The sequence below is a fragment of the Amycolatopsis sp. NPDC054798 genome (assembly GCF_053611505.1).
Genome location: NZ_JBSHAM010000136.1, coordinates 1 through 16,926, shown reverse-complemented (window position 1 = coordinate 16,926; position 16,926 = coordinate 1). Strand labels below are relative to the sequence as shown.

The 16,926-nt window shown below is 68.5% G+C and carries 18 protein-coding genes; 10 read left to right on the top strand and 8 right to left on the bottom strand.

Translation table 11 applies throughout. The features are described from left to right. Positions 1-153 precede the first annotated feature (153 nt). Both ACWGIC_RS41440 and ACWGIC_RS41435 read left to right on the top strand, forming a co-directional pair. Positions 154-918 carry a hypothetical protein gene (locus ACWGIC_RS41440; protein ID WP_452081429.1) on the top strand — a complete coding sequence of 255 codons (765 nt, stop codon included), beginning with the start codon at positions 154-156 and terminating at the stop codon, positions 916-918. Positions 919-977: 59 nt separating this feature from the next. Then, entirely contained in the window at positions 978-1,661 is a 684-nt protein-coding gene (locus ACWGIC_RS41435; protein ID WP_452081428.1) for a DUF998 domain-containing protein, read from the top strand. Here the strand turns inward: ACWGIC_RS41435 and ACWGIC_RS41430 are convergent. Genes ACWGIC_RS41430 through ACWGIC_RS41420 form a run of 3 tightly spaced genes read right to left on the bottom strand, consistent with a single transcriptional unit; the run spans position 1,639 to position 3,794 of the window. Then, on the bottom strand, positions 1,639-2,667 hold the full coding sequence (locus tag ACWGIC_RS41430) for a D-cysteine desulfhydrase family protein (RefSeq protein ID WP_452081427.1): 1,029 nt from the start codon (positions 2,665-2,667) through the stop codon (positions 1,639-1,641). The genes ACWGIC_RS41435 and ACWGIC_RS41430 overlap by 23 nt on opposite strands. A gap of 48 nt (positions 2,668-2,715) precedes the next feature. Next, positions 2,716-3,336: a DinB family protein gene (locus tag ACWGIC_RS41425; protein ID WP_452081426.1), complete on the bottom strand. Its 621-nt coding sequence runs from the start codon at positions 3,334-3,336 to the stop codon at positions 2,716-2,718. 32 nt (positions 3,337-3,368) lie between these two features. Next, the gene (locus ACWGIC_RS41420) at positions 3,369-3,794 is read right to left on the bottom strand and encodes an SgcJ/EcaC family oxidoreductase (RefSeq protein ID WP_452081425.1); all 426 of its coding nucleotides are present in this window, start codon (positions 3,792-3,794) and stop codon (positions 3,369-3,371) included. Positions 3,795-3,898: 104 nt separating this feature from the next. Between ACWGIC_RS41420 and ACWGIC_RS41415 the strand changes: the two genes are divergently transcribed. From ACWGIC_RS41415 to ACWGIC_RS41405, 3 genes are read left to right on the top strand one after another with little or no spacing between them, the layout of a single operon-like run. Continuing rightward, positions 3,899-5,275: an amidase gene (locus ACWGIC_RS41415; protein ID WP_452081424.1), complete on the top strand. Its 1,377-nt coding sequence runs from the start codon at positions 3,899-3,901 to the stop codon at positions 5,273-5,275. After that, positions 5,242-5,820, top strand: a complete 579-nt coding sequence (locus ACWGIC_RS41410) for a TetR/AcrR family transcriptional regulator (RefSeq protein ID WP_452081423.1) — start codon at positions 5,242-5,244, stop codon at positions 5,818-5,820. Before ACWGIC_RS41415 ends, ACWGIC_RS41410 begins: the two co-directional genes overlap by 34 nt. Beyond that, positions 5,817-6,554 (top strand): oxygenase MpaB family protein, encoded by a 738-nt coding sequence (locus ACWGIC_RS41405; RefSeq protein WP_452081431.1) that lies wholly within the window; start codon positions 5,817-5,819, stop codon positions 6,552-6,554. The genes ACWGIC_RS41410 and ACWGIC_RS41405 overlap by 4 nt, the downstream gene beginning before the upstream one ends. Here the strand turns inward: ACWGIC_RS41405 and ACWGIC_RS41400 are convergent. Then, positions 6,530-7,066 (bottom strand): CGNR zinc finger domain-containing protein, encoded by a 537-nt coding sequence (locus ACWGIC_RS41400; RefSeq protein WP_452081430.1) that lies wholly within the window; start codon positions 7,064-7,066, stop codon positions 6,530-6,532. The two genes, ACWGIC_RS41405 and ACWGIC_RS41400, sit on opposite strands and share 25 nt — an antisense overlap. Before the next feature lie 75 nt (positions 7,067-7,141). Between ACWGIC_RS41400 and ACWGIC_RS41395 the strand changes: the two genes are divergently transcribed. Then, positions 7,142-7,978 carry an alpha/beta fold hydrolase gene (locus ACWGIC_RS41395; RefSeq protein ID WP_452081422.1) on the top strand — a complete coding sequence of 279 codons (837 nt, stop codon included), beginning with the start codon at positions 7,142-7,144 and terminating at the stop codon, positions 7,976-7,978. Here the strand turns inward: ACWGIC_RS41395 and ACWGIC_RS41390 are convergent. Continuing rightward, complete coding sequence (locus tag ACWGIC_RS41390) at positions 7,937-9,376, bottom strand: amidase (protein WP_452081421.1); 1,440 nt, start codon at positions 9,374-9,376, stop codon at positions 7,937-7,939. The two genes, ACWGIC_RS41395 and ACWGIC_RS41390, sit on opposite strands and share 42 nt — an antisense overlap. A gap of 170 nt (positions 9,377-9,546) precedes the next feature. After that, positions 9,547-9,807, bottom strand: a complete 261-nt coding sequence (locus ACWGIC_RS41385) for a DUF397 domain-containing protein (protein ID WP_452081420.1) — start codon at positions 9,805-9,807, stop codon at positions 9,547-9,549. Positions 9,808-10,288: 481 nt separating this feature from the next. On the opposite strand from ACWGIC_RS41385, the gene ACWGIC_RS41380 reads away from it, so the two are divergent. Continuing rightward, a complete protein-coding gene (locus tag ACWGIC_RS41380) occupies positions 10,289-10,522 on the top strand; it encodes a hypothetical protein (protein ID WP_452081419.1) in 234 nt (77 codons plus the stop codon). A 696-nt stretch (positions 10,523-11,218) separates the two neighbouring features. Here ACWGIC_RS41380 and ACWGIC_RS41375 read toward each other — a convergent pair. Further along, complete coding sequence (locus ACWGIC_RS41375; RefSeq protein WP_452081418.1) at positions 11,219-12,067, bottom strand: SAM-dependent methyltransferase; 849 nt, start codon at positions 12,065-12,067, stop codon at positions 11,219-11,221. A gap of 120 nt (positions 12,068-12,187) precedes the next feature. Here ACWGIC_RS41375 and ACWGIC_RS41370 point away from each other — a divergent pair, with 120 nt between their 5' ends. Then, complete coding sequence (locus ACWGIC_RS41370) at positions 12,188-13,342, top strand: glycosyltransferase (protein WP_452081417.1); 1,155 nt, start codon at positions 12,188-12,190, stop codon at positions 13,340-13,342. Here ACWGIC_RS41370 and ACWGIC_RS41365 read toward each other — a convergent pair. Then, entirely contained in the window at positions 13,302-14,156 is an 855-nt protein-coding gene (locus ACWGIC_RS41365) for a helix-turn-helix domain-containing protein (RefSeq protein WP_452081416.1), read from the bottom strand. The genes ACWGIC_RS41370 and ACWGIC_RS41365 overlap by 41 nt on opposite strands. A gap of 283 nt (positions 14,157-14,439) precedes the next feature. Between ACWGIC_RS41365 and ACWGIC_RS41360 the strand changes: the two genes are divergently transcribed. Together ACWGIC_RS41360 and gndA are read left to right on the top strand one after the other, a co-directional pair. Continuing rightward, the gene (locus ACWGIC_RS41360) at positions 14,440-15,357 is read left to right on the top strand and encodes an MBL fold metallo-hydrolase (RefSeq protein ID WP_452081415.1); all 918 of its coding nucleotides are present in this window, start codon (positions 14,440-14,442) and stop codon (positions 15,355-15,357) included. Positions 15,358-15,413: 56 nt separating this feature from the next. After that, complete coding sequence (gene gndA, locus ACWGIC_RS41355) at positions 15,414-16,850, top strand: NADP-dependent phosphogluconate dehydrogenase (protein ID WP_452081414.1); 1,437 nt, start codon at positions 15,414-15,416, stop codon at positions 16,848-16,850. Positions 16,851-16,926 lie beyond the last annotated feature (76 nt).

Sequence of the window (16,926 nt, the reverse complement as noted above, 5' to 3'; positions counted from 1 at the left end):
GGTTTTTTTACACTCCATTTTACCCGCCTTGACAAGCACCCCCGAACCGTCAGCACACTTGGCTTCGGGGTGCCCCCAACCCACCGGATGCAATGTCGCCGCCAGGCGACGAGCCACCCCTCACCCCACCCCCACCGAGCTACAGTCGACCCCGTGCCCGAGATTTCGACCGCCGAGCGAGCCGGTGTCGGTTCCGACGGCCACCCCCGCCCAACCGAAGACCACATCGCCCTCCTCCCCCACGCCATCCTGGTCCTGGACGGCGCCACCTCCCCCAGCCCAGACCTCCCCCCAGGCGGCTGGTACGCAGCCCTCCTCCGCGACCAGCTCACCACCACCCTCACCACCCACCCCCACGAAGACCTAGCCACCACCCTCGCGACCGCGATCACCGCAGTAGCCGAAACCCACTCCCTGACCCCCGGCCACGCCCCCTCCAGCACGGTCTCCGTCCTCCGCTGGAACGACTCCGAAGTGGAAGCCCTAGTACTGGCCGACAGCCCAATCGTCGCGTTTGGACAGTTCGGCACCGACGTGGTCTCCGACGACCGCCTGACCTCCCTGCGCACCAACGGCCTCCTGCAAACCGGCTCCGACGTCCGCCGTCGACGCAACGCGGCAGACGGCTTCTGGGTAGCCGAAGCCGACCCGGCCGCGGCGCACAAAGCAGTCCGCCGCAGCTGGCCGCGCGCAGATGTCGACGCCGTCCTCATCGCCACCGACGGCGTCGCGATCGGCGTCGACGAATACGGTCTCTTCGACTGGCCGGAAGTGCTGCGAATAGCCAAAAACAAGGGTCCCGAAGCAGTACTGGACGCAGTGCGCGCAGCGGAAAACGACGATCCGCACGCAGTCCGCTGGCCGCGTGCCAAACGGCACGACGACCAGGTGCTCGTCCTCGCCGACTTCACCGGGTAGGGGCTGAATCAGGGGTTTTCCCTGATCACGAAACGCCGCGGAACCGCCAATCTGGCTACATGGGGAACTCACGAGGCGTCCAGGGGTGGCGCCTGACCGCACTCGCTGCGATCGCCTGGGGGCTGTTCACGATCACTGTGCTGCACATCATCAGCTCGCACGACCCGATCTACGACACGCTTTCGAGCTACACGATCACCGACCGCGGGGAGGGCATGTTCGGGGCGAGTGTGCTGTCGGTCGCAGTCGGCTCTCTCGCGGTGCTCGGTGCGTTGGTCGCCGGTGGGGTGCCGATGACGTTCAGCACCAAGGCTTTGCTCATGCTGTGGGCGCTCGGGCTGGCCGTCGCCGCGGTTTTTCCGGCCAGTTACCCGCAAAGCCCGAATCCGCTCAGCGGCGACATCCACCTTTATTCGTGCCTGATCGCGTTCACGAGCCTGCCCGGCGCGGCGATCACCATGCTGGAACCGCTGCGCGGCACCGCGGAACGCGTGTTCGTGGTGCGCTGGCTGAAGTGCGGGCTCGCCGTGGTCGGGCTGTTCGCGCTGAGTTTTCTGTTCGTCCGCCTCGACGAAGCCGGGGTGCAGCCGTTCCACGTGCTCACCGAGGTGCTGCCGGTGGGCGTGACGCAGCGGCTCACGCTGATCGCGAACGTCGCCCTGCTGCTGGTCCTGCTCCGCATCGCGGTGCGGACCGAAACCGCTCGCGCCGCGGTGCTCGTTACTTCCGCGCCTCGACCATGAATTCGGGCGCGTAACCGAACAACCCGGGAAGGCCTCCGGTGTGGACGAACACCACGGTCTCCTCGGGCGAATACCGCCCCGCCGCCGCCCATTCCACCAGGGCGGCGGCGGCTTTTCCGGTGTAAACCGGGTCGAGCACCACGCCTTCGGTGCGGCCGAACAACCGGATCGCTTCCCAGGTCCCCGACGCCGGAATGCCGTACCCCTCGCCGATCGTCGTGTCGTTCAGCCACACGTGCTCCAGCTTCGGTGGGTCGAGCCTAAGCAACTGCGCGGCCCCGGCGGTGAGGCTGGCCAAGTTGTCCACAGCTTCGTCGAGCGGGTGGCTGACGCAGGCGATGTCCAGGTCCAGCGAACCGAGCAGCTCCGTGCCGAGCGCTAGCCCGGCCGCCGTGGCACCGCTCGCATGCGGACCGACGACGCGCGCCCGGTCCAGACCCAGCTGCTCTAGCTGGACCGCTAGTTCGCGAGCGGCATCCACATAGCCGAGAACGCCCAGTGGGTCGGACCCACCGACTGGCACCGTCCGCACTTTCCGGCCCTCGTCCGCCGCTTCAGCGCACAGCCGTTCATACGTCGCAGCAGCTTCCTCGTCCGATGCGCAGATGTGCACTCGCGCACCGAAGAGGAGGTCAAGCGGAACGTTGCCGGACCTCTCATACGCGTCGCCGGAACGCGGTACCTCAGCGGTCAGCACCAGTTCACAGCGCAACCCGAGCCGCGCGCACGCCGCCGCGGTCTGGCGTCCGTGATTGGTCTGCACCGCGCCGAAGGTGATCACGGTGTCCGCTCCGTCTGCGAGCGCCGCGCCGAGATGGAAGTCGAGTTTGCGCAGCTTATTGCCGCCGACGCCAAGCGGATGAACGTCGTCGCGCTTGAGCAGCAGCCGGGGTATGCCAAGCGCTTCGCCGAGCCGCGGCGCCGGGACCAGCGGGGTCGGCCCGTGGTGGAGCCCGGCGCGCGGAAAGCCGTCGAAGGAGGGAAATCGGGCAAAGTCGAACGTCATCGATCCTCCGTGCGCTGGCCGGGCTGGTGGCGTGACTTGCGGTGCCCGTCAGTTTAGGTGGATTTCTCCACCGGTGGCCGGGTCGGCAGCCTTGGCCGCCCGTTCGATTTCGGCGCACCGGTTCTGCCAGAAGGCCGCGTCCTTGCCGCGCCGGGCCAGGGCTTCCAGATCCATTTCGACCGCGCCGTCCAGTTGCTCGCGCAGGATGTCGGCGTGCCCGGCGTGCCGGCTGGTCTCCGTCAACATGTGGACAAGAACGTTGAACAGCAGCACGTCCGGGCGTGGCCACCAAGGCACGTGGCCGCGCGCGTCGACAGCGAGAGCGGTGATGGTGTTGTCGGAGTGCTCCCAGACGCGCTGGTAGCGACTAGTGATTTCCCCGCGGGTTTCGTGCTCGGTCGCCCACAGGTCGGTTCCGCGCTGTTCGAGGTCATCCCGCTTCGGGACGGGTTCGGGGCACGGGCGGCCGAAAACCTCGCCGAAGTAGCGGGCCTCCGCGACCGCCAGGTGCTTGACCAGGCCGAGAAGGTTGGTTCCGGTCGGGGTCAGCGGGCGGCGGATGGCGTACTCGGACAGGCCGTCGAGCTTCCGGAGCATCGACTGCCGGACCTCTCGCAGGTCGCTGTGCAGGTACTCCTTCGCGAAGTCGTCGATCACGATCGCGAGCATGCCCGAATCAGGCGGGAGGCGTCACCTGACGATCACGAATCGACCACCCCGGTGTTCTGGCAGGCGACCAAGCTCCACTGCCCGTTTTCCTTGGCCATGACGAAAAGCGGGGTGCCCTCGCCGTCGTCCTCGGACGGTTGCCCGCCCTTGCTCGTGTACAGCTGGCGAACCTTCACCGCGGCGACGTCGGCTCGGATGAACAGCACGTGCTCTACCTCGAAGGTGACCGTGAAGCCGGTCATCCCGCCGGGAAGCACTTGCTGGGTGAATTCCGAGATCGCGTCGCGGCCGAAGAGGCGTTTGCCGCCGCCGGTCGTCCAGATCGCGTCGGCCCGGAACAGGCCGACGAACTCCTCGACGAGTTCGTTCTGCTGAGCGTGCTGGACGGTGGCGACCACCTTTGTGATCGCCTCGATCTCAGCTTCGCGAGTCCGTTCGTCGATGTATGTCGTGTTCATGCTGCCAAGCGTGCAATGTCCAGTTGACTAGAGGTCAAGGGGTGCTCCGGCCACGACGGCCGTGCTACGTTCGTTCGAGCGAACGAGAGAACGGGGAGCCGCTGATGCCTTCCGCGACGACAGAGTTCACGACCCTCGCCGACCAGGCCGCCGCGCTCGCGTCCGGCGAGGTTACGGCCGTGCAGCTCACCGAACTCGCGCTCAAGCGGGCCCACGCGAGTCAGCCGGTGCTCAACGCATTCCGCGTGCTGCGCGACGAAGCCGCGCTGGCCGAGGCCGCGAAGTCCGACCAGCGCCGCGCCGACGGCGACCAGGCACCGTTGCTCGGAGTGCCGGTTGCGATCAAAGACGACGTGGACCTCACCGGCCTGCCGACCGCGTTCGGCTGTCCTGGCGAGTTCCCGGCGGCGACGGCGGACGCCCCCGCGGTAGCGAATCTCAAGCAGGCCGGCGCGGTCATCATCGGCAAGACCAACACTCCTGAGCTGGGCCAATGGCCGTTCACCGAAGGGACGGCGTTCGGCGCGACGCGCAATCCGTGGCAGCCGGAGCACACCCCGGGCGGGTCGTCCGGCGGATCGGCCGCGGCGGTGGCGGCCGGGATCGTGGCCGCCGCGCTCGGGTCGGACGGGGCGGGTTCGGTGCGCATCCCGGCGGCGTGGACCGGGCTCGTCGGGATCAAAACCCAGCGCGGCCGGATCCCGACCGACGGGGAGCTATTCCACGGCCTCACCGTGCTCGGCCCGCTCGCCCGGACGGTCGCCGACGCGGCCGCGCTGCTCGACGTCACCGCGGGCACCGGCACGTCGTTCCAGACCGCCGCGCACCGTGAACCAGGGCGGCTGCGAATCGGTCTCTCCACCCGGATTCCCTTCACCGCCACCAAAACCCGGCTCGACCCAGTGGTCGAAGCGGCCGTGGTGCAGACCGCGGAGACGCTCGCCGGGCTGGGGCACGAGATCGTGCCGGTCGAACCCGGGTACGGCCTGATCGGCCTCACCTTCCTGCCGCGGTCGCTCACCGGCGTGCGCGATTGGGCCCGGCGCGTGCCGGAGCCGTCCGCGCTCGACCCGCGCACTCGCAGCAACGCCCAGCAGGGCGGCCTGCTCGCCGGGCCGGCGCTGAAACTCGCCCGCTCGCTCGAACCCGTGCTGCGCCGCCGGATCGGCGGGATGTTCGGCGACATCGACGTCCTGCTCACACCGACCACTGCCACCCCGCCGCCCGCGATCGGCTCCTTCGACGGGCTTTCCGGCTGGCAGACCGACCAGACGATGATCGCCGCCTGCCCGTACGCTTGGCCGTGGAACGTGCTGGGCTGGCCCGGGGTGAACGTGCCCGCCGGGCTGACCGCGGACGGGCTGCCGCTCGGTGCCCAGCTGCTCGGCCCGTCGCATTCCGAGGAGCGGCTGATTTCCGTTGCCGCGCAACTGGAAGAGGTGCTTCGGTGGCCGGACCGACGTCCCGAGCCGGGGTGGTGACCACCCGCGACGCGATCCTTCGCGCCACCCTGAAAGTAGTCGGCGAGCAGGGCGTCGGCGGACTCACCAACCGGCGCATCGTCGCCGCGGCCGGGGTTTCGCTCGGCACGCTGACGTACCACTTCCCGAGCCAGACCGAGCTGTTGCGCGAAGCGATGCTGCTGTTCGCCGAGGAGGAAACGGCAAAATTAGCCGGGATTGTCGAGGCGTACCAAGCACAAGGACTGAGCCTCGAACAAGCGGCGACCGTCGTGGAGCACGTGATCAAACAGCTGCCGTTCGGCACCGACGAACTCGCGCCGCACGAGCTGTACCTGCAAGCCGCGCGAGACCCCGGGCTGCACGAGGCTTCCGCGAAATGCTTTGCGGCGTATGACGAATTGGCGATCACGATCCTCACCGCGCTCGGCCTGCCGGATCCGGAACGCGTGGCCGGGCCGGTGGTCGCGCTGATCGCCGGTCTGCAGTTACGGCGGCTCGCCACTGGCACGGATGTCCCGGCCGCCGAGCCGTTGATGATGCTGTTGCATGGTGCGCGAGGCTGAGGCGGCGCCGCCGATCGTCCGCGGCACCGCGACTTCGGCGATGTCCTGCTCGCGGGTCAGGTGCTCGTGCTGCAGGGCGCGCAAGTCGAGGCCGAGCGGCTGCGGAACTGCACCGCGCATTCACTGGCGCCACCGATGGTCGTCGCTACAGCACGCTCGATCCCGGTGCGTACGCGTGGGTGCACGCGACGCTGGCGATGGCACCCGTTGACGCACAACGGTTTTTCGGCCATCCAATGTCCACTTCGGAACTCAACGAGCACTACGCGCAAATGTGCGGTATCGGCCGGATCCTCGGCGTTCGCGAGCGGGATTTGCCGCCGACCTGGCCGGAATTCGAGCGTTACTACCGGGAGATGGACGCCGGGTTCGGTCCGAACGAGACGATCAGCACGTTGTTCGAGACCATCGACACGGTGCGGAAACCGTTCTCCCGCATGTCGGATTGCCGGTGGCCGAAGATCCAAAGAGGACACTCAAGCGCGCAGATGTTCCTGATCCGCACGCCGGTCGTTCCCCTTCGCCCCGGCCCCGCCAGCGCAGCCCCCGCCCTCCTCCGGGGGACGGCCCTTGTCCAGTCTATCCGCCCTCACCGACAACCCCGCCCACTTCGGCCGGGTTGTCCACAGCGACTGCGACTTGGGGAGAGTCCCGTGCCCATGCGAGCGATCGGCAAGCTGAACGTGTGGCTGCGCACGCACCCGTGGGCTTACCGGTTTTTCGTCCGCTCGTAATGCGCCCGGGCCTTCGCCCGGTTCCCGCAGCGGGACATCGAGCACCACTGCCGAGTCCGGCGGGGCGACGTGTCGACAAATCGCAAGCCGCAGTCGTCCGCCGCGCAGATCCGGATGTCCTCCACGCCGGTAGCGAGATCGACCGCGTCGGCGGCCAGTACGGCGAACGCCGTCGCCACCGGGTCTGCTGGAGCAGGGACCTCCCGCTGCAACACCCCGTCCGCCAGCAGCAGCCGGTCAGGTTTCGGCGCGGCCTCGAGCGCGGCATTGACCAGCCGGACATCGGCGACCCGCGGCACCTCGGTCAGCAGCCGGTTCACCGCCTCGCGCAGATCCTTCGCCGAAGCCAGCTCGGCGGCGGTCACCGGCAGGCGGCCGAATCCGGCCAGCTCAAGCCATTCCGCGAGCGCGTCCGGGTCGGTGAGCAGCTCGATGCCCTCGGGGAGATGCCGGGAGCGCAGAGTGTTCACCAGGTGCAGACACAGCCGTCCGGCGTCGAACACCCAATCCATGTCGCTCATTCTAACCATTGAAACCGGTGAGAACCCGCGCTACTGTCTAACCCCATGAGCCGGTTAGAACCATTCATGGCCCAAGTAGACGACCTGCGCATGCACTACCTTCGCGGCGGAGACGGGCCGCCGCTGTTCCTCTTGCACGGCTGGCCGCAGACGTCGCACTGCTGGCACCGCGTCGCCGGACCGCTGTCCGAGACGCACACCGTGATCGCGCCTGACCTGCGCGGATACGGACGCACCGACAAGCCCCGCACCGGCTACGACAAGCGCACGATGGCCGCGGACGTCGCGAAGCTGGCCGAACAACTCGGGTTCGACCGGGTCGCAGTCGCGGGGCACGATCGCGGCGGCCGGGTCGCACATCGGTGGGCGCTCGACCGTCCGGACCAGGTCGAGCGGCTGGCTGTACTGGACATCGCGCCGACGCGGGAGATGTGGCGTCGACTCGACCAAGGCCTCGCAAAGGCGTACTGGCATTGGCTTTTCCACCTGCAGCCAGACTTGCCGGAGCTGCTGGCGGGACAGAACATCGCCGCCTACCTCGGGTACTTCTTCGAGCGCTGGACGTTCCAACGGCACGGACTGCCCGCCGAGGACGTCGCCGAGTACGTACGCGCCTTCGAAGCCCCGGGCGCACTGCGAGCCGGTTTCGACGACTACCGCGCGTCCTTCCCGGACGACGCCGAACTGGACGACGCCGACTACGCCGCCGGGAAGCGTCTCACCCAGCCAGTGCTGGCGATGTGGGGCAAGGCCGGCCTGCTCGGCAGTCTGCCCACTTTGGACATCTGGCGCGACTACGCGGCCGACGTGACCGGCATCGGCCTCGAAGACTGCGGACACTTCCTGCCCGAGGAACAACCCTCACAGGTCGTGGCGCATCTGCGGGAATTCCTGACCAGTTAACGGAATCCGCGCGAAACCCGCACCCACGGTCTGCTCGATCGCCGCGCCGACCCGAAAAGCCGTTCCGTCGTCGTACTTGTCCACGACGACCTGAACTCCCGTCGGCACGCCGTTGCTTGCCCAGCCGGACGGCACGGCGAGCACCGGATGTTCACTGCCGACATTGAACGCCGGAGTGAGCGAAGCGTCGGAAAAGTGTTCCAGCGCAACCCCATTCACCTCGACCTGCACGGAAAGGTAATCCTCGCCAGCGGCGAAAGCCGTGGCACCGATGGTCGGTACAACCAACGCGTCGAAGCGCTCGAACACCGCGTCGAGGCGTTCGCGGATCGCCGCTTCGACCGCGTGGCCGGTTTCAGCGTCCACGACGTTCTCAACGCCTTTGCGTGCGAAAGCCTGGCAGTACGGGGTGATCACGCCTGGGTTCTGCCGGTTCAGTTCCAGGACCTCGGCGGCCAGGCCGGTCCCGAAGTGCGCCCACAGGGCCTGTTTGACCATGTCGAGCGTCCAGTCGATCTCGATCTCGGTCACCACCGCACCGGCGGACGCCAGCGCGTGCGCGACGGCGCGAGTGTTGGCGGCGACCTCGGGGTCGACCGGAAAATCGCCCGGCACCGGACAGCACGCGACGCGGAGCCCGCGCACGTCGCCCAGCTCGACAGGGACTGAGGGGAGCCGCGAGTGCGGGTCACGCGGGTCCTCACCAGCCATGACGTTCTGCAGGAGCGCGCAATCGGCGACGGTCCGGGCCATCGGGCCGTGGTGGTAGTAGGTGTCCAAACCGGACGGCGGGAGGACCGGGTTGCGGCCGTGCGGCGGTTTGAACCCCACGACGCCGGTGAAGGACGCGGGCGCGCGGAGCGAGCCGCCGATGTCCGATCCGGTGGCAAGGAAGGCGGTCCCGGCCGCCAGCGCCGCGCCCGAACCACCGGACGAGCCGCCCGCCGCGGTTTCAAGGTTCCACGGATTGCGCGTGGTTCCCCAGCGTCGAGTGTGGGACAGCGGCATGCAGCAGAACTCGGACGTCGTCGTGCGAGCGTGCAGAATCCCGCCCGAGGATTGGATCCGGCCGAGCCCGATCGCGGTCTCCTTCGCCAGCTGAGGCGGGCGTAGAAGGGTGCCATCGGTGACCGGATGCCCCGCCAGGGGCTGTTCTTCCTTCGCCGCGATTGGCAGCCCTTCGAGCGGCCTCGGCTGGCCACCGGGCGCGTACTGCTTCTCCGCGACGGCCGCCGCCTGCAACGCTTGGTCGAACATTTGCTCGGCGAACGCGTTGACGTCCGGCTCGACCCGCTCCGCCCGTTCCACGACCGCGCGCATCAACTCGACCGGCGACAGCTCCCGGGTCCGGAAAAGCCGCAGTGCTTCGACGGCGGGGAGGTAGTGCAGTGGAGTCATGTCGCGCTCCGTGGGGTCGGGCCGCTCAACCTACTCAGCCGGCGACCCTCGCCAAACCGACATTGAACCCAGACCTCTCGGCACCCACGGTGACCAGAGCCAATCCGCACTCCACCCGATCGAGTGACTGTTTGCGAATCGCCCCCCCGCTGAGACATTGCCGTGGTGGACTACTGGCTCGGCGGCAGGTCGAACTGGCCGGCCTTGACCGCGACGAGGAAGGCGTCCCACTCGCCGCGGTCGAAGACCAGCACCGGGCTCGCCGCGAGCTTCGTGTCGCGCACGCCGACCATGCCGGGACGGGAGAGGTTGACCTCGACGCAGTTTCCGCCGTTGGGCTCGCTCGCGAACGACTTCGCCCAGGCCGCGGCCGCGAACAGCGACTCTGCCGTGTCCGGGTCGTAATCCTGGGGCGACGGATAATCCGCCATGGGTCGTCCACCTCCGAGCCTTGTGCAGGGCGTGCGGTCTGGTGCACGTCCCCGGCTTCTTTGCGTCACTACGGAGCAAACCGCAGGGCCAAGCGGGTGATCAACTCGACCCGATCTCGACATGAAGATTATTCCAGGAGTAGGATTAATCGCAGCGATCGGGGCGTCAGTGGTGGGTGAATGGCTTGCGACATTCAGCCCAACACCGGCAGCACCGGCCCGGGCACCCGGCCTGGGCGGCGGAACAGCCGCGAGATCACGGGAGGAGTGCGGATGCGAGCCGACCCGTTCGGCCCGGAAAGCCAATCCGCTCGACTCGCCGGGATCGGCGCTGGTCCAGGTGCTGTGACGACCCTGCGGAGACGCCGCAACGGAGCGGTTTCCCTGGTGCCCGGCGTTGACCCGCCGAGCACGAACCACCCCGATCCGGCCGGCGCCGACCCGCGCCGGTTCCCGTCATCCGAACTGGGGGTGTGATCCCATGGCCGTACGGCTTACCACGCTTTTCCGCCGTGAGGACGAACACACTCGCGGCCGGCGTGGGATCAATCACGAATTGCGCAACCGGTTCGGGTTCAGCCTGATCCAGGCCCCGCTGCGCAACCCGATGGTTGTGGACACCGAGATCGAAGTACCGGCTCCGCGCCAAGCGGACCCCGTCCACGCCACCCACCGTCGCGAGACACGAGTACCGCTGCTTCACGGGCTCGGCTGAACAGCCCGCATCGTCCACGCTCCCCGGCACGCCTTGCCCGGGGAGCGTTTTCGTATCCGGAGCCAGGCCGCGCCGAAGGTCCAGACCACCACCGGTCTAGACCACGTCACTTGCCCGTTGATCCCCAATGCCACATTGGGTGCGTCCTGCGCACCGAACGCCACATTGGGTGCGTCAGATGCACCCAATGCCACATTGGGGTTTTCTCAGTAGGGCTGGGGCGGGGTGTGTGTCGCCGGGGGTGAGGCGTGGGGCCGCTGGCAGGACTGGATTTGCGAAGATCAAGTCCGAGAAAACCCCAGAGGCACCACGTGATTGCCTATGGTGCCACGCTCGACGTGGCACGCGAACTTGCCCTGTTCGTCGCGCGCGTCCTGCACGCCGAGCGCCGCGCCCGGGGCACCCGCCGCGGCCAGCGGGCGCTGACCCCGTTCGGCCAGGCGATGCTGGCGCTGCGCTGGTTCCGCGACGCGACACCAAAGGCCGCAACCGCGGTGCCACCGTCCACCCCTGGTACTCCGGCAAACACCGCCGCTTCGGCGGGAACATCCAATTCCTCGCCACCGCCGACGGGCACCCGCTCTGGGTCTCCCCCGTCCTGCCCGGCTCCCGCAACGACCTGTCCGCCGCCCGCGACCACCACAGACGCTACTGAGAAAACCTCATTGGGGCGCGAGCAACGCGGAGCGGACAGGGTCAGGGTTTGCGGCCCAGCGCGCAAATCCCGCCGCTGAACGATGGATCGTCCGCCATCCGGTCGCCCGCGCTCGATTCGCCTGCCTCCGGATGCCAGTCCGACACCCACGAGATGCCCGGCTCCACCAGCTCCAGTCCGGAGAAGAACTCCGCGAACTCCGCCCGCGAGCGGTAGTGGAACGGCGTGCTCGACTGCTGGTACTGCTTGTGGATCGCGTCGCGGCGTTCGCCGTCGTTCGTCGGCACGCCGTCGTCGGTCAGGTGCGAGGACAGGAAGTACGAGCCGGACGGCAGCAGCGACAGGTACTTCTGCACGATCTCCAAAGCAGGCTCGTCGCGGCCGACGAAGTACAGCACTCCGACCATGATCAGCCCGATCGGGCGCTTCGGGTCGAGTACGCCGGTGTCGAGCGCGCGCGGCCAGACGTCGGCCGGGTTGCGCAGGTCGCCTTGCAGCACCGCGTGCCGATCGGCGACGCCCTCGCGCTCCAGCAGGATCTGCGAATGCGCGACGGCCACCGGCTCGTTGTCGACATAGACACAGCGCGCGTCCGGATTCACCGACGTGGCGATCTCGTGCACGTTGCCGACCGTGGGCACGCCGGAGCCGATGTCGAGGAACTGGTCGACGCCCTGCTCGGCCATGTACCGCACGCCGCGGCCGAGGAACTCGCGACCGGCCCTGGCGATGGTCTTGATCATCGGAAAGGTCTGGACCGCCCGCTCGCCGAACTCGCGGTCGATCGCCCAGTTCGCGGTGCCGCCGAGGAACCAGTCGTAGATCCGCGCCGCGTTCGGCCGATCGAGGTCGACGCCCTCCGGGGCTTCCGGATCCGGTGCCTGAGTCATCAGCTTCCCCTTCCGTGCGGGTACCAGTGTGCCCACTCGCCCCGGCCGCGCACCGCCGCCCCCTGGTACCGCCCGAAAATGCCACGACGCTGGGACGTTCGGGCCACTAGGTTGCGGTGGATGCGCATCCTTTTCTCGTTCGTCGGCGGTCGCGGCCATTTCGATCCGATGGCTCCGGTCGCGCGTGCGCTCCTCGCGCGCGGCCACACCGTAGCCGTCGCCGGAGGCGGTTCGCACGTACCCGCGCTCGCCAAAGCCGGGTACACGACCTTCGCGGTCAACGAGCCACGCGAGATCGAGGCGACGCGACAGCCGATGCCGCCGGTCGATCCGGCGCGCGACGATTGGGAAATCCAGGAGCTGTTCGCCCGCCGCGCGACGCGGGAACACGTGCCGGTGTTGCTGGAGCTGGCCAGGAAATGGCGGCCGGATCTGATCGTCCGGGACGAAGTGGACTTCTCCGCCGCGATCGCCGCCGAGGTGCTGGGCCTGCCGTGTGCGACCGTACTGGTGCTCGCCGCGGGAACGTTGCTGCGCAAGGAACTCCTCGCCGAACCGCTCGCCGAGGTCCGTGCCGCGCACGGTCTGCCGGACGATCCCGCGCTCGAGATGCTGGCCCGCGGCCAGGTGCTTTCGCCGCTTCCACCGTCCTTTCGCGACCCCAGCTCGCCACTGCCGCCGGATACTTTCTCGTTCCGCCAAGGAGATCCGGTCGCGCCCCGCCAGCCCGCCGGGAAACCGCGCGTGTACTTCACTCTCGGCACCAACTTCAACCTGGAGTCCGGCGACCTCATCGAGCGCACGCTCGCCGGGCTAGGCCAATTGGACGCCGAGGTGACCGCCACCGTCGGCACCCAGATCGACCCCGCCGAGTTCGGACCACAGCCGGCGCACGTCCGCGTGGAACGGTTCGTCCCGCAGGCCGAACTGTTGCCGCGCACCGATTTGATGGTGTCGCACGCCGGTTCCGGCAGTGTGATCGGCGCGCTCTCGCACGGTCTGCCGTCGCTGCTCTTCCCGATGGGCGCCGACCAGCCCGGCAACGCCCGGCGCTGCACCGCGCTGAACGTCGGCCGCGCGCTCGATCCGGAAACGTCCACTCCGGACGAAATCCGCCAGGCCGCCGCGGAAGTTCTCGCCGACCCCAGCTATCGCGAGGCCGCGCAACGCGTGCAAGCGGAGATCAACGCGCTGCCCGCCGCCGAGGCCACCGTGCCCGTGCTCGAAGCACTGGTCACATCATCTGCGCGCGGTAGCTTTCCGCCAGCTCCTTGAGGAACTGCCGCGTCTCGCCCCGTTCCAAGGCGGCACCGCGCAGCCGGTCCCACGAGTCCACGAAGATGTTGAAGTCCTTCACGTCGTCGAGGTACAGCCCGCCCGCGGAGTGTTCGATGTAGACGAAGTCGCGCGTGCGGTCCGGGAACCGCATGATCGTGAAGTCGTTGGGCACCGCGGCGAGCTTCGCGCTGAAGGGCAGCACGTGCACGTACACGCGAGGGTGCCGGTCGAGCGCGAGCAGGTGCTCGACCTGGTCCAGCATCACCGCGGGCGCGAACCCGCCGGGAGCGCGGCGCAGCGCGCCCTCGCTGATGATGAACCGGTAGTACGGCGGCTGCTGCTGGTCGAACACCGCCTTGCGGTCGAGCCGGTTGCGCACCAGCGACGTGACGTCGGTGGCTCCCGCCTCGGTGAACTGCTTGAGCATGTAGTGCTCGGACTGCAGCGGCCCCGGCACGCGCTCGCCGTGCCAGGTGAGGATCTCCGCGGCGGCCGGCTCGAGGTCGGTGAAGGTGCGGAACCAGTGCGGCACCACCGACCGGTAGCCCGACCAATGGCCGCGCTGCCCGGCCGCGGCCCGGGCCAGGTTCATCAGAGTGTCGGCTTCTTCGCCGTTGATCCCGAACGCGTTCAGCATGGTCCGCACATCTCCGAGCTTGACCCCCACCGCACCGGACTCGATCTTGTTGACCTTGCCCTGGGTGCAGCCGAGTACCTCGGCGACTTGCTGCTGCGTCATCTTCGCGGCGTTTCGAGCATGCCTGAGCTCATTGCCGAGCTGCTTGCGGCGCGAGGTGACGGTGCTCGCCATCTCCCCTTGCTCTCCCGGACCACTACTGCCGACGGGCTCTCCGCCGGACCGCGAACTACGAACCACCCAGGCCACTGCGACCCAACGGAGTTCGATGATGACACCCGGCAGCGTTTCAGGAAATGCGCGAGAACGCCAGTCACCCGGCATGTCACCCTGGCGGAGCAGTCTATTCCAGACGCCACAGACAAGTCGGCTACTCCATTCGGACTAAGAGGAGACTTCCGGGCACAGCTGAGCCGCGAACGCCCCGCTCCGGCGGTCCGGGCGGCATAGTGTCGGCGTGATCGATCGATCCCCCGGCGCGGCGAGCGTCAAACAGCTGGCAGACGGCGCGTTCGGCTACGTCCAGCCCGACGGTTCCTGGTTCATCAACAACTGCGGCTTCATCGACGCCGACGGGCACGCTGTGCTTATCGACACATGCGCGACCGAACGGCGCACGCGCGCGTTGCTCTCGGCCGTCGGCGACACCGTCGGCCCCGTCACGACGCTGATCAACACGCATCACCACGGCGACCACACCAACGGCAACTATCTGGTCGGCGGCGCCACCGTCGTCGGCCACCGCAAGACCCGCGAGACGCTGCTGGCCGACGGGATCCAGCGGTACGAGGGCGTCTTCACCGACAGCGATTGGGGCAAGCTCGAACTGCGCGTGCCCGACCTCGTCTTCGACTACACCGTCACCCTCTACGCCGGACAGACCCGGATCGACCTCATCCACCCCGGGCACGCCGCGCACACCACCAACGACGTCCTGGTCTGGCTTCCCGAACAGCGCCTGCTGTACGCGGGAGACCTGGTGTTCAACGGCGGCAGCCCATTCGCGCTGATGGGCTCGGTCGCCGGCTGGCGCAACGCGCTGCACGTGATCCGCGAACTGGACCCGGCGGTCATCCTGCCCGGCCACGGCCCGGCGTGCGGGCTCGAAACAGTGGACCTGGTCGACGACTACCTGGAGTTCGTCCAGCGCGCGGCGGAAACCGGCAAGGCGGCCGGACGCTCGCCGCTGGAACAGGCGAAGGAGACCGACCTCGGCCGGTTCGCCGAACTGTCCGAACAGGAGCGGCTGGCCGGGAACCTGCACCGGGCGTACGCCGAACTCGACGGGGAAGCGTGGGGTGCGCCACTCGATCTGGTGGCTCCGCTGAAGGACATGCTGGCCTGGAACGGGGGCCCGATCCGCTGCTTCTCGTGAGCACCGGTTTTGTGGTTAGGCTCGGAATCCGGCAGAGGTTTTCGGAAAGGTTTCGGATGAGCAAGAAGGCGAGCATCGGGGTCACCGGCCTCGCGGTCATGGGCCGCAACCTGGCGCGGAACCTGGCCCGGCACGGGCACACGGTCGCCCTGCACAACCGCTCCGAGGAGCGCACCCGCTCGCTCGTCGAGCAGTTCGGCGACGAGGGCGACTTCATCCCGGCGTACTCCGCGCAGGAGTTCGTCGATGCGCTGGAGCGGCCGCGGCAGATCGTGATCATGGTGAAGGCGGGCGGTCCGACCGACGCCGTCATCGAGGAGTTCGCGCCGCTGCTGGAGCCGGGCGACGTGATCGTGGACGCGGGCAACGCGCACTTCGCGGACACCCGCCGCCGGGAGAAGGCGCTGCGCGAGCGCGGCCTGCACTTCGTCGGCACCGGCGTGTCCGGCGGCGAGGAAGGCGCGCTGCACGGGCCGAGCATCATGCCCGGCGGGTCGAAGGAGTCTTACGAGTCGCTCGGCCCGCTGTTCGAGGACATCTCGGCGAAGGTCGACGGCGAACCGTGCTGCACGCACGTCGGCGCGGACGGAGCCGGGCACTTCGTCAAAATGGTGCACAACGGCATCGAGTACGCCGACATGCAGCTGATCGCCGAGTCGTTCGACCTGCTGCGCGGCGCGGCGGGCTACTCCCCGGCCGAGATCGCCGACGTGTTCGGCACCTGGAACACCGGGCGGCTCGACTCGTACTTGATCGAGATCACCGCGCAGGTGCTCAAGCACGTGGACGCCGCGTCCGGCAAGCCGTTCGTGGACGTGGTCGAGGACGCCGCGGAACAGAAGGGCACCGGTCGCTGGACCGTGCAGATCGGTCTCGACCTCGGCGTGCCGATCAGCGGCATCGCGGAAGCGGTGTTCGCGCGGTCGCTGTCCGGGTCGCAGTCGCTGCGCTCGGCCGCGCACGGCCTGGGCGGGCCGACGCGCACGCCGCTGACCGGGTCCGCGCTGGAGACCTTCGCGGACGACGTCGAGCAGGCGCTGTACGCGTCGAAGGTGGTCGCGTACGCACAGGGCTTCAACCAGATCCAGGCCGGTGCCGCGGAGTACGGCTGGGACATCGACCTTGGCCGCGTCGCGTCGATCTGGCGCGGCGGCTGCATCATCCGGGCGAAGTTCCTGAACGACATCACGTCCGCCTACGCCGCGGAGCCGGGCCTCCCGACGCTGCTCACGTCCGGCGGCTTCCGGAAGGCAGTCGAGGACGCGCAGGACTCGTGGCGTTCGGTGATCTCGACGGCGGTCCGGCTGGGCATCCCGACGCCCGGCTTCTCGACCGCGCTGGCGTACTACGACGGCCTGCGCGCGGACCGGCTGCCGGCCGCGCTGGTGCAGGGACAGCGCGACTTCTTCGGCGCGCACACCTACCGGCGGGTCGACCGTCCCGGCTCGTTCCACACGCTGTGGGCCGGGGACGGCTCTGAGGTCGAGGCCTGAGTTGTGTCGGTCCGTGAAGGACTACATGATGGTATCTGTTTACCTCAAGGTGTCCTTCACGGCTCACTGATTGTGC

Excerpts from the sequence above, each read along its gene's own strand:
- ACWGIC_RS41435 (WP_452081428.1), top strand. The coding sequence starts at position 978 with ATGGGGAACTCACGAGGCGTCCAGGGGTGGCGCCTGACCGCACTCGCT.
- ACWGIC_RS41430 (WP_452081427.1), bottom strand. The coding sequence starts at position 2,667 with ATGACGTTCGACTTTGCCCGATTTCCCTCCTTCGACGGCTTTCCGCGC.
- ACWGIC_RS41425 (WP_452081426.1), bottom strand. The coding sequence starts at position 3,336 with ATGCTCGCGATCGTGATCGACGACTTCGCGAAGGAGTACCTGCACAGC.
- ACWGIC_RS41420 (WP_452081425.1), bottom strand. The coding sequence starts at position 3,794 with ATGAACACGACATACATCGACGAACGGACTCGCGAAGCTGAGATCGAG.
- ACWGIC_RS41415 (WP_452081424.1), top strand. The coding sequence starts at position 3,899 with ATGCCTTCCGCGACGACAGAGTTCACGACCCTCGCCGACCAGGCCGCC.
- ACWGIC_RS41400 (WP_452081430.1), bottom strand. The coding sequence starts at position 7,066 with ATGGATTGGGTGTTCGACGCCGGACGGCTGTGTCTGCACCTGGTGAAC.
- ACWGIC_RS41395 (WP_452081422.1), top strand. The coding sequence starts at position 7,142 with ATGGCCCAAGTAGACGACCTGCGCATGCACTACCTTCGCGGCGGAGAC.
- ACWGIC_RS41390 (WP_452081421.1), bottom strand. The coding sequence starts at position 9,376 with ATGACTCCACTGCACTACCTCCCCGCCGTCGAAGCACTGCGGCTTTTC.
- ACWGIC_RS41385 (WP_452081420.1), bottom strand. The coding sequence starts at position 9,807 with ATGGCGGATTATCCGTCGCCCCAGGATTACGACCCGGACACGGCAGAG.
- ACWGIC_RS41380 (WP_452081419.1), top strand. The coding sequence starts at position 10,289 with ATGGCCGTACGGCTTACCACGCTTTTCCGCCGTGAGGACGAACACACT.
- ACWGIC_RS41375 (WP_452081418.1), bottom strand. The coding sequence starts at position 12,067 with ATGACTCAGGCACCGGATCCGGAAGCCCCGGAGGGCGTCGACCTCGAT.
- ACWGIC_RS41370 (WP_452081417.1), top strand. The coding sequence starts at position 12,188 with ATGCGCATCCTTTTCTCGTTCGTCGGCGGTCGCGGCCATTTCGATCCG.
- ACWGIC_RS41365 (WP_452081416.1), bottom strand. The coding sequence starts at position 14,156 with ATGGCGAGCACCGTCACCTCGCGCCGCAAGCAGCTCGGCAATGAGCTC.
- gndA (WP_452081414.1), top strand. The coding sequence starts at position 15,414 with ATGAGCAAGAAGGCGAGCATCGGGGTCACCGGCCTCGCGGTCATGGGC.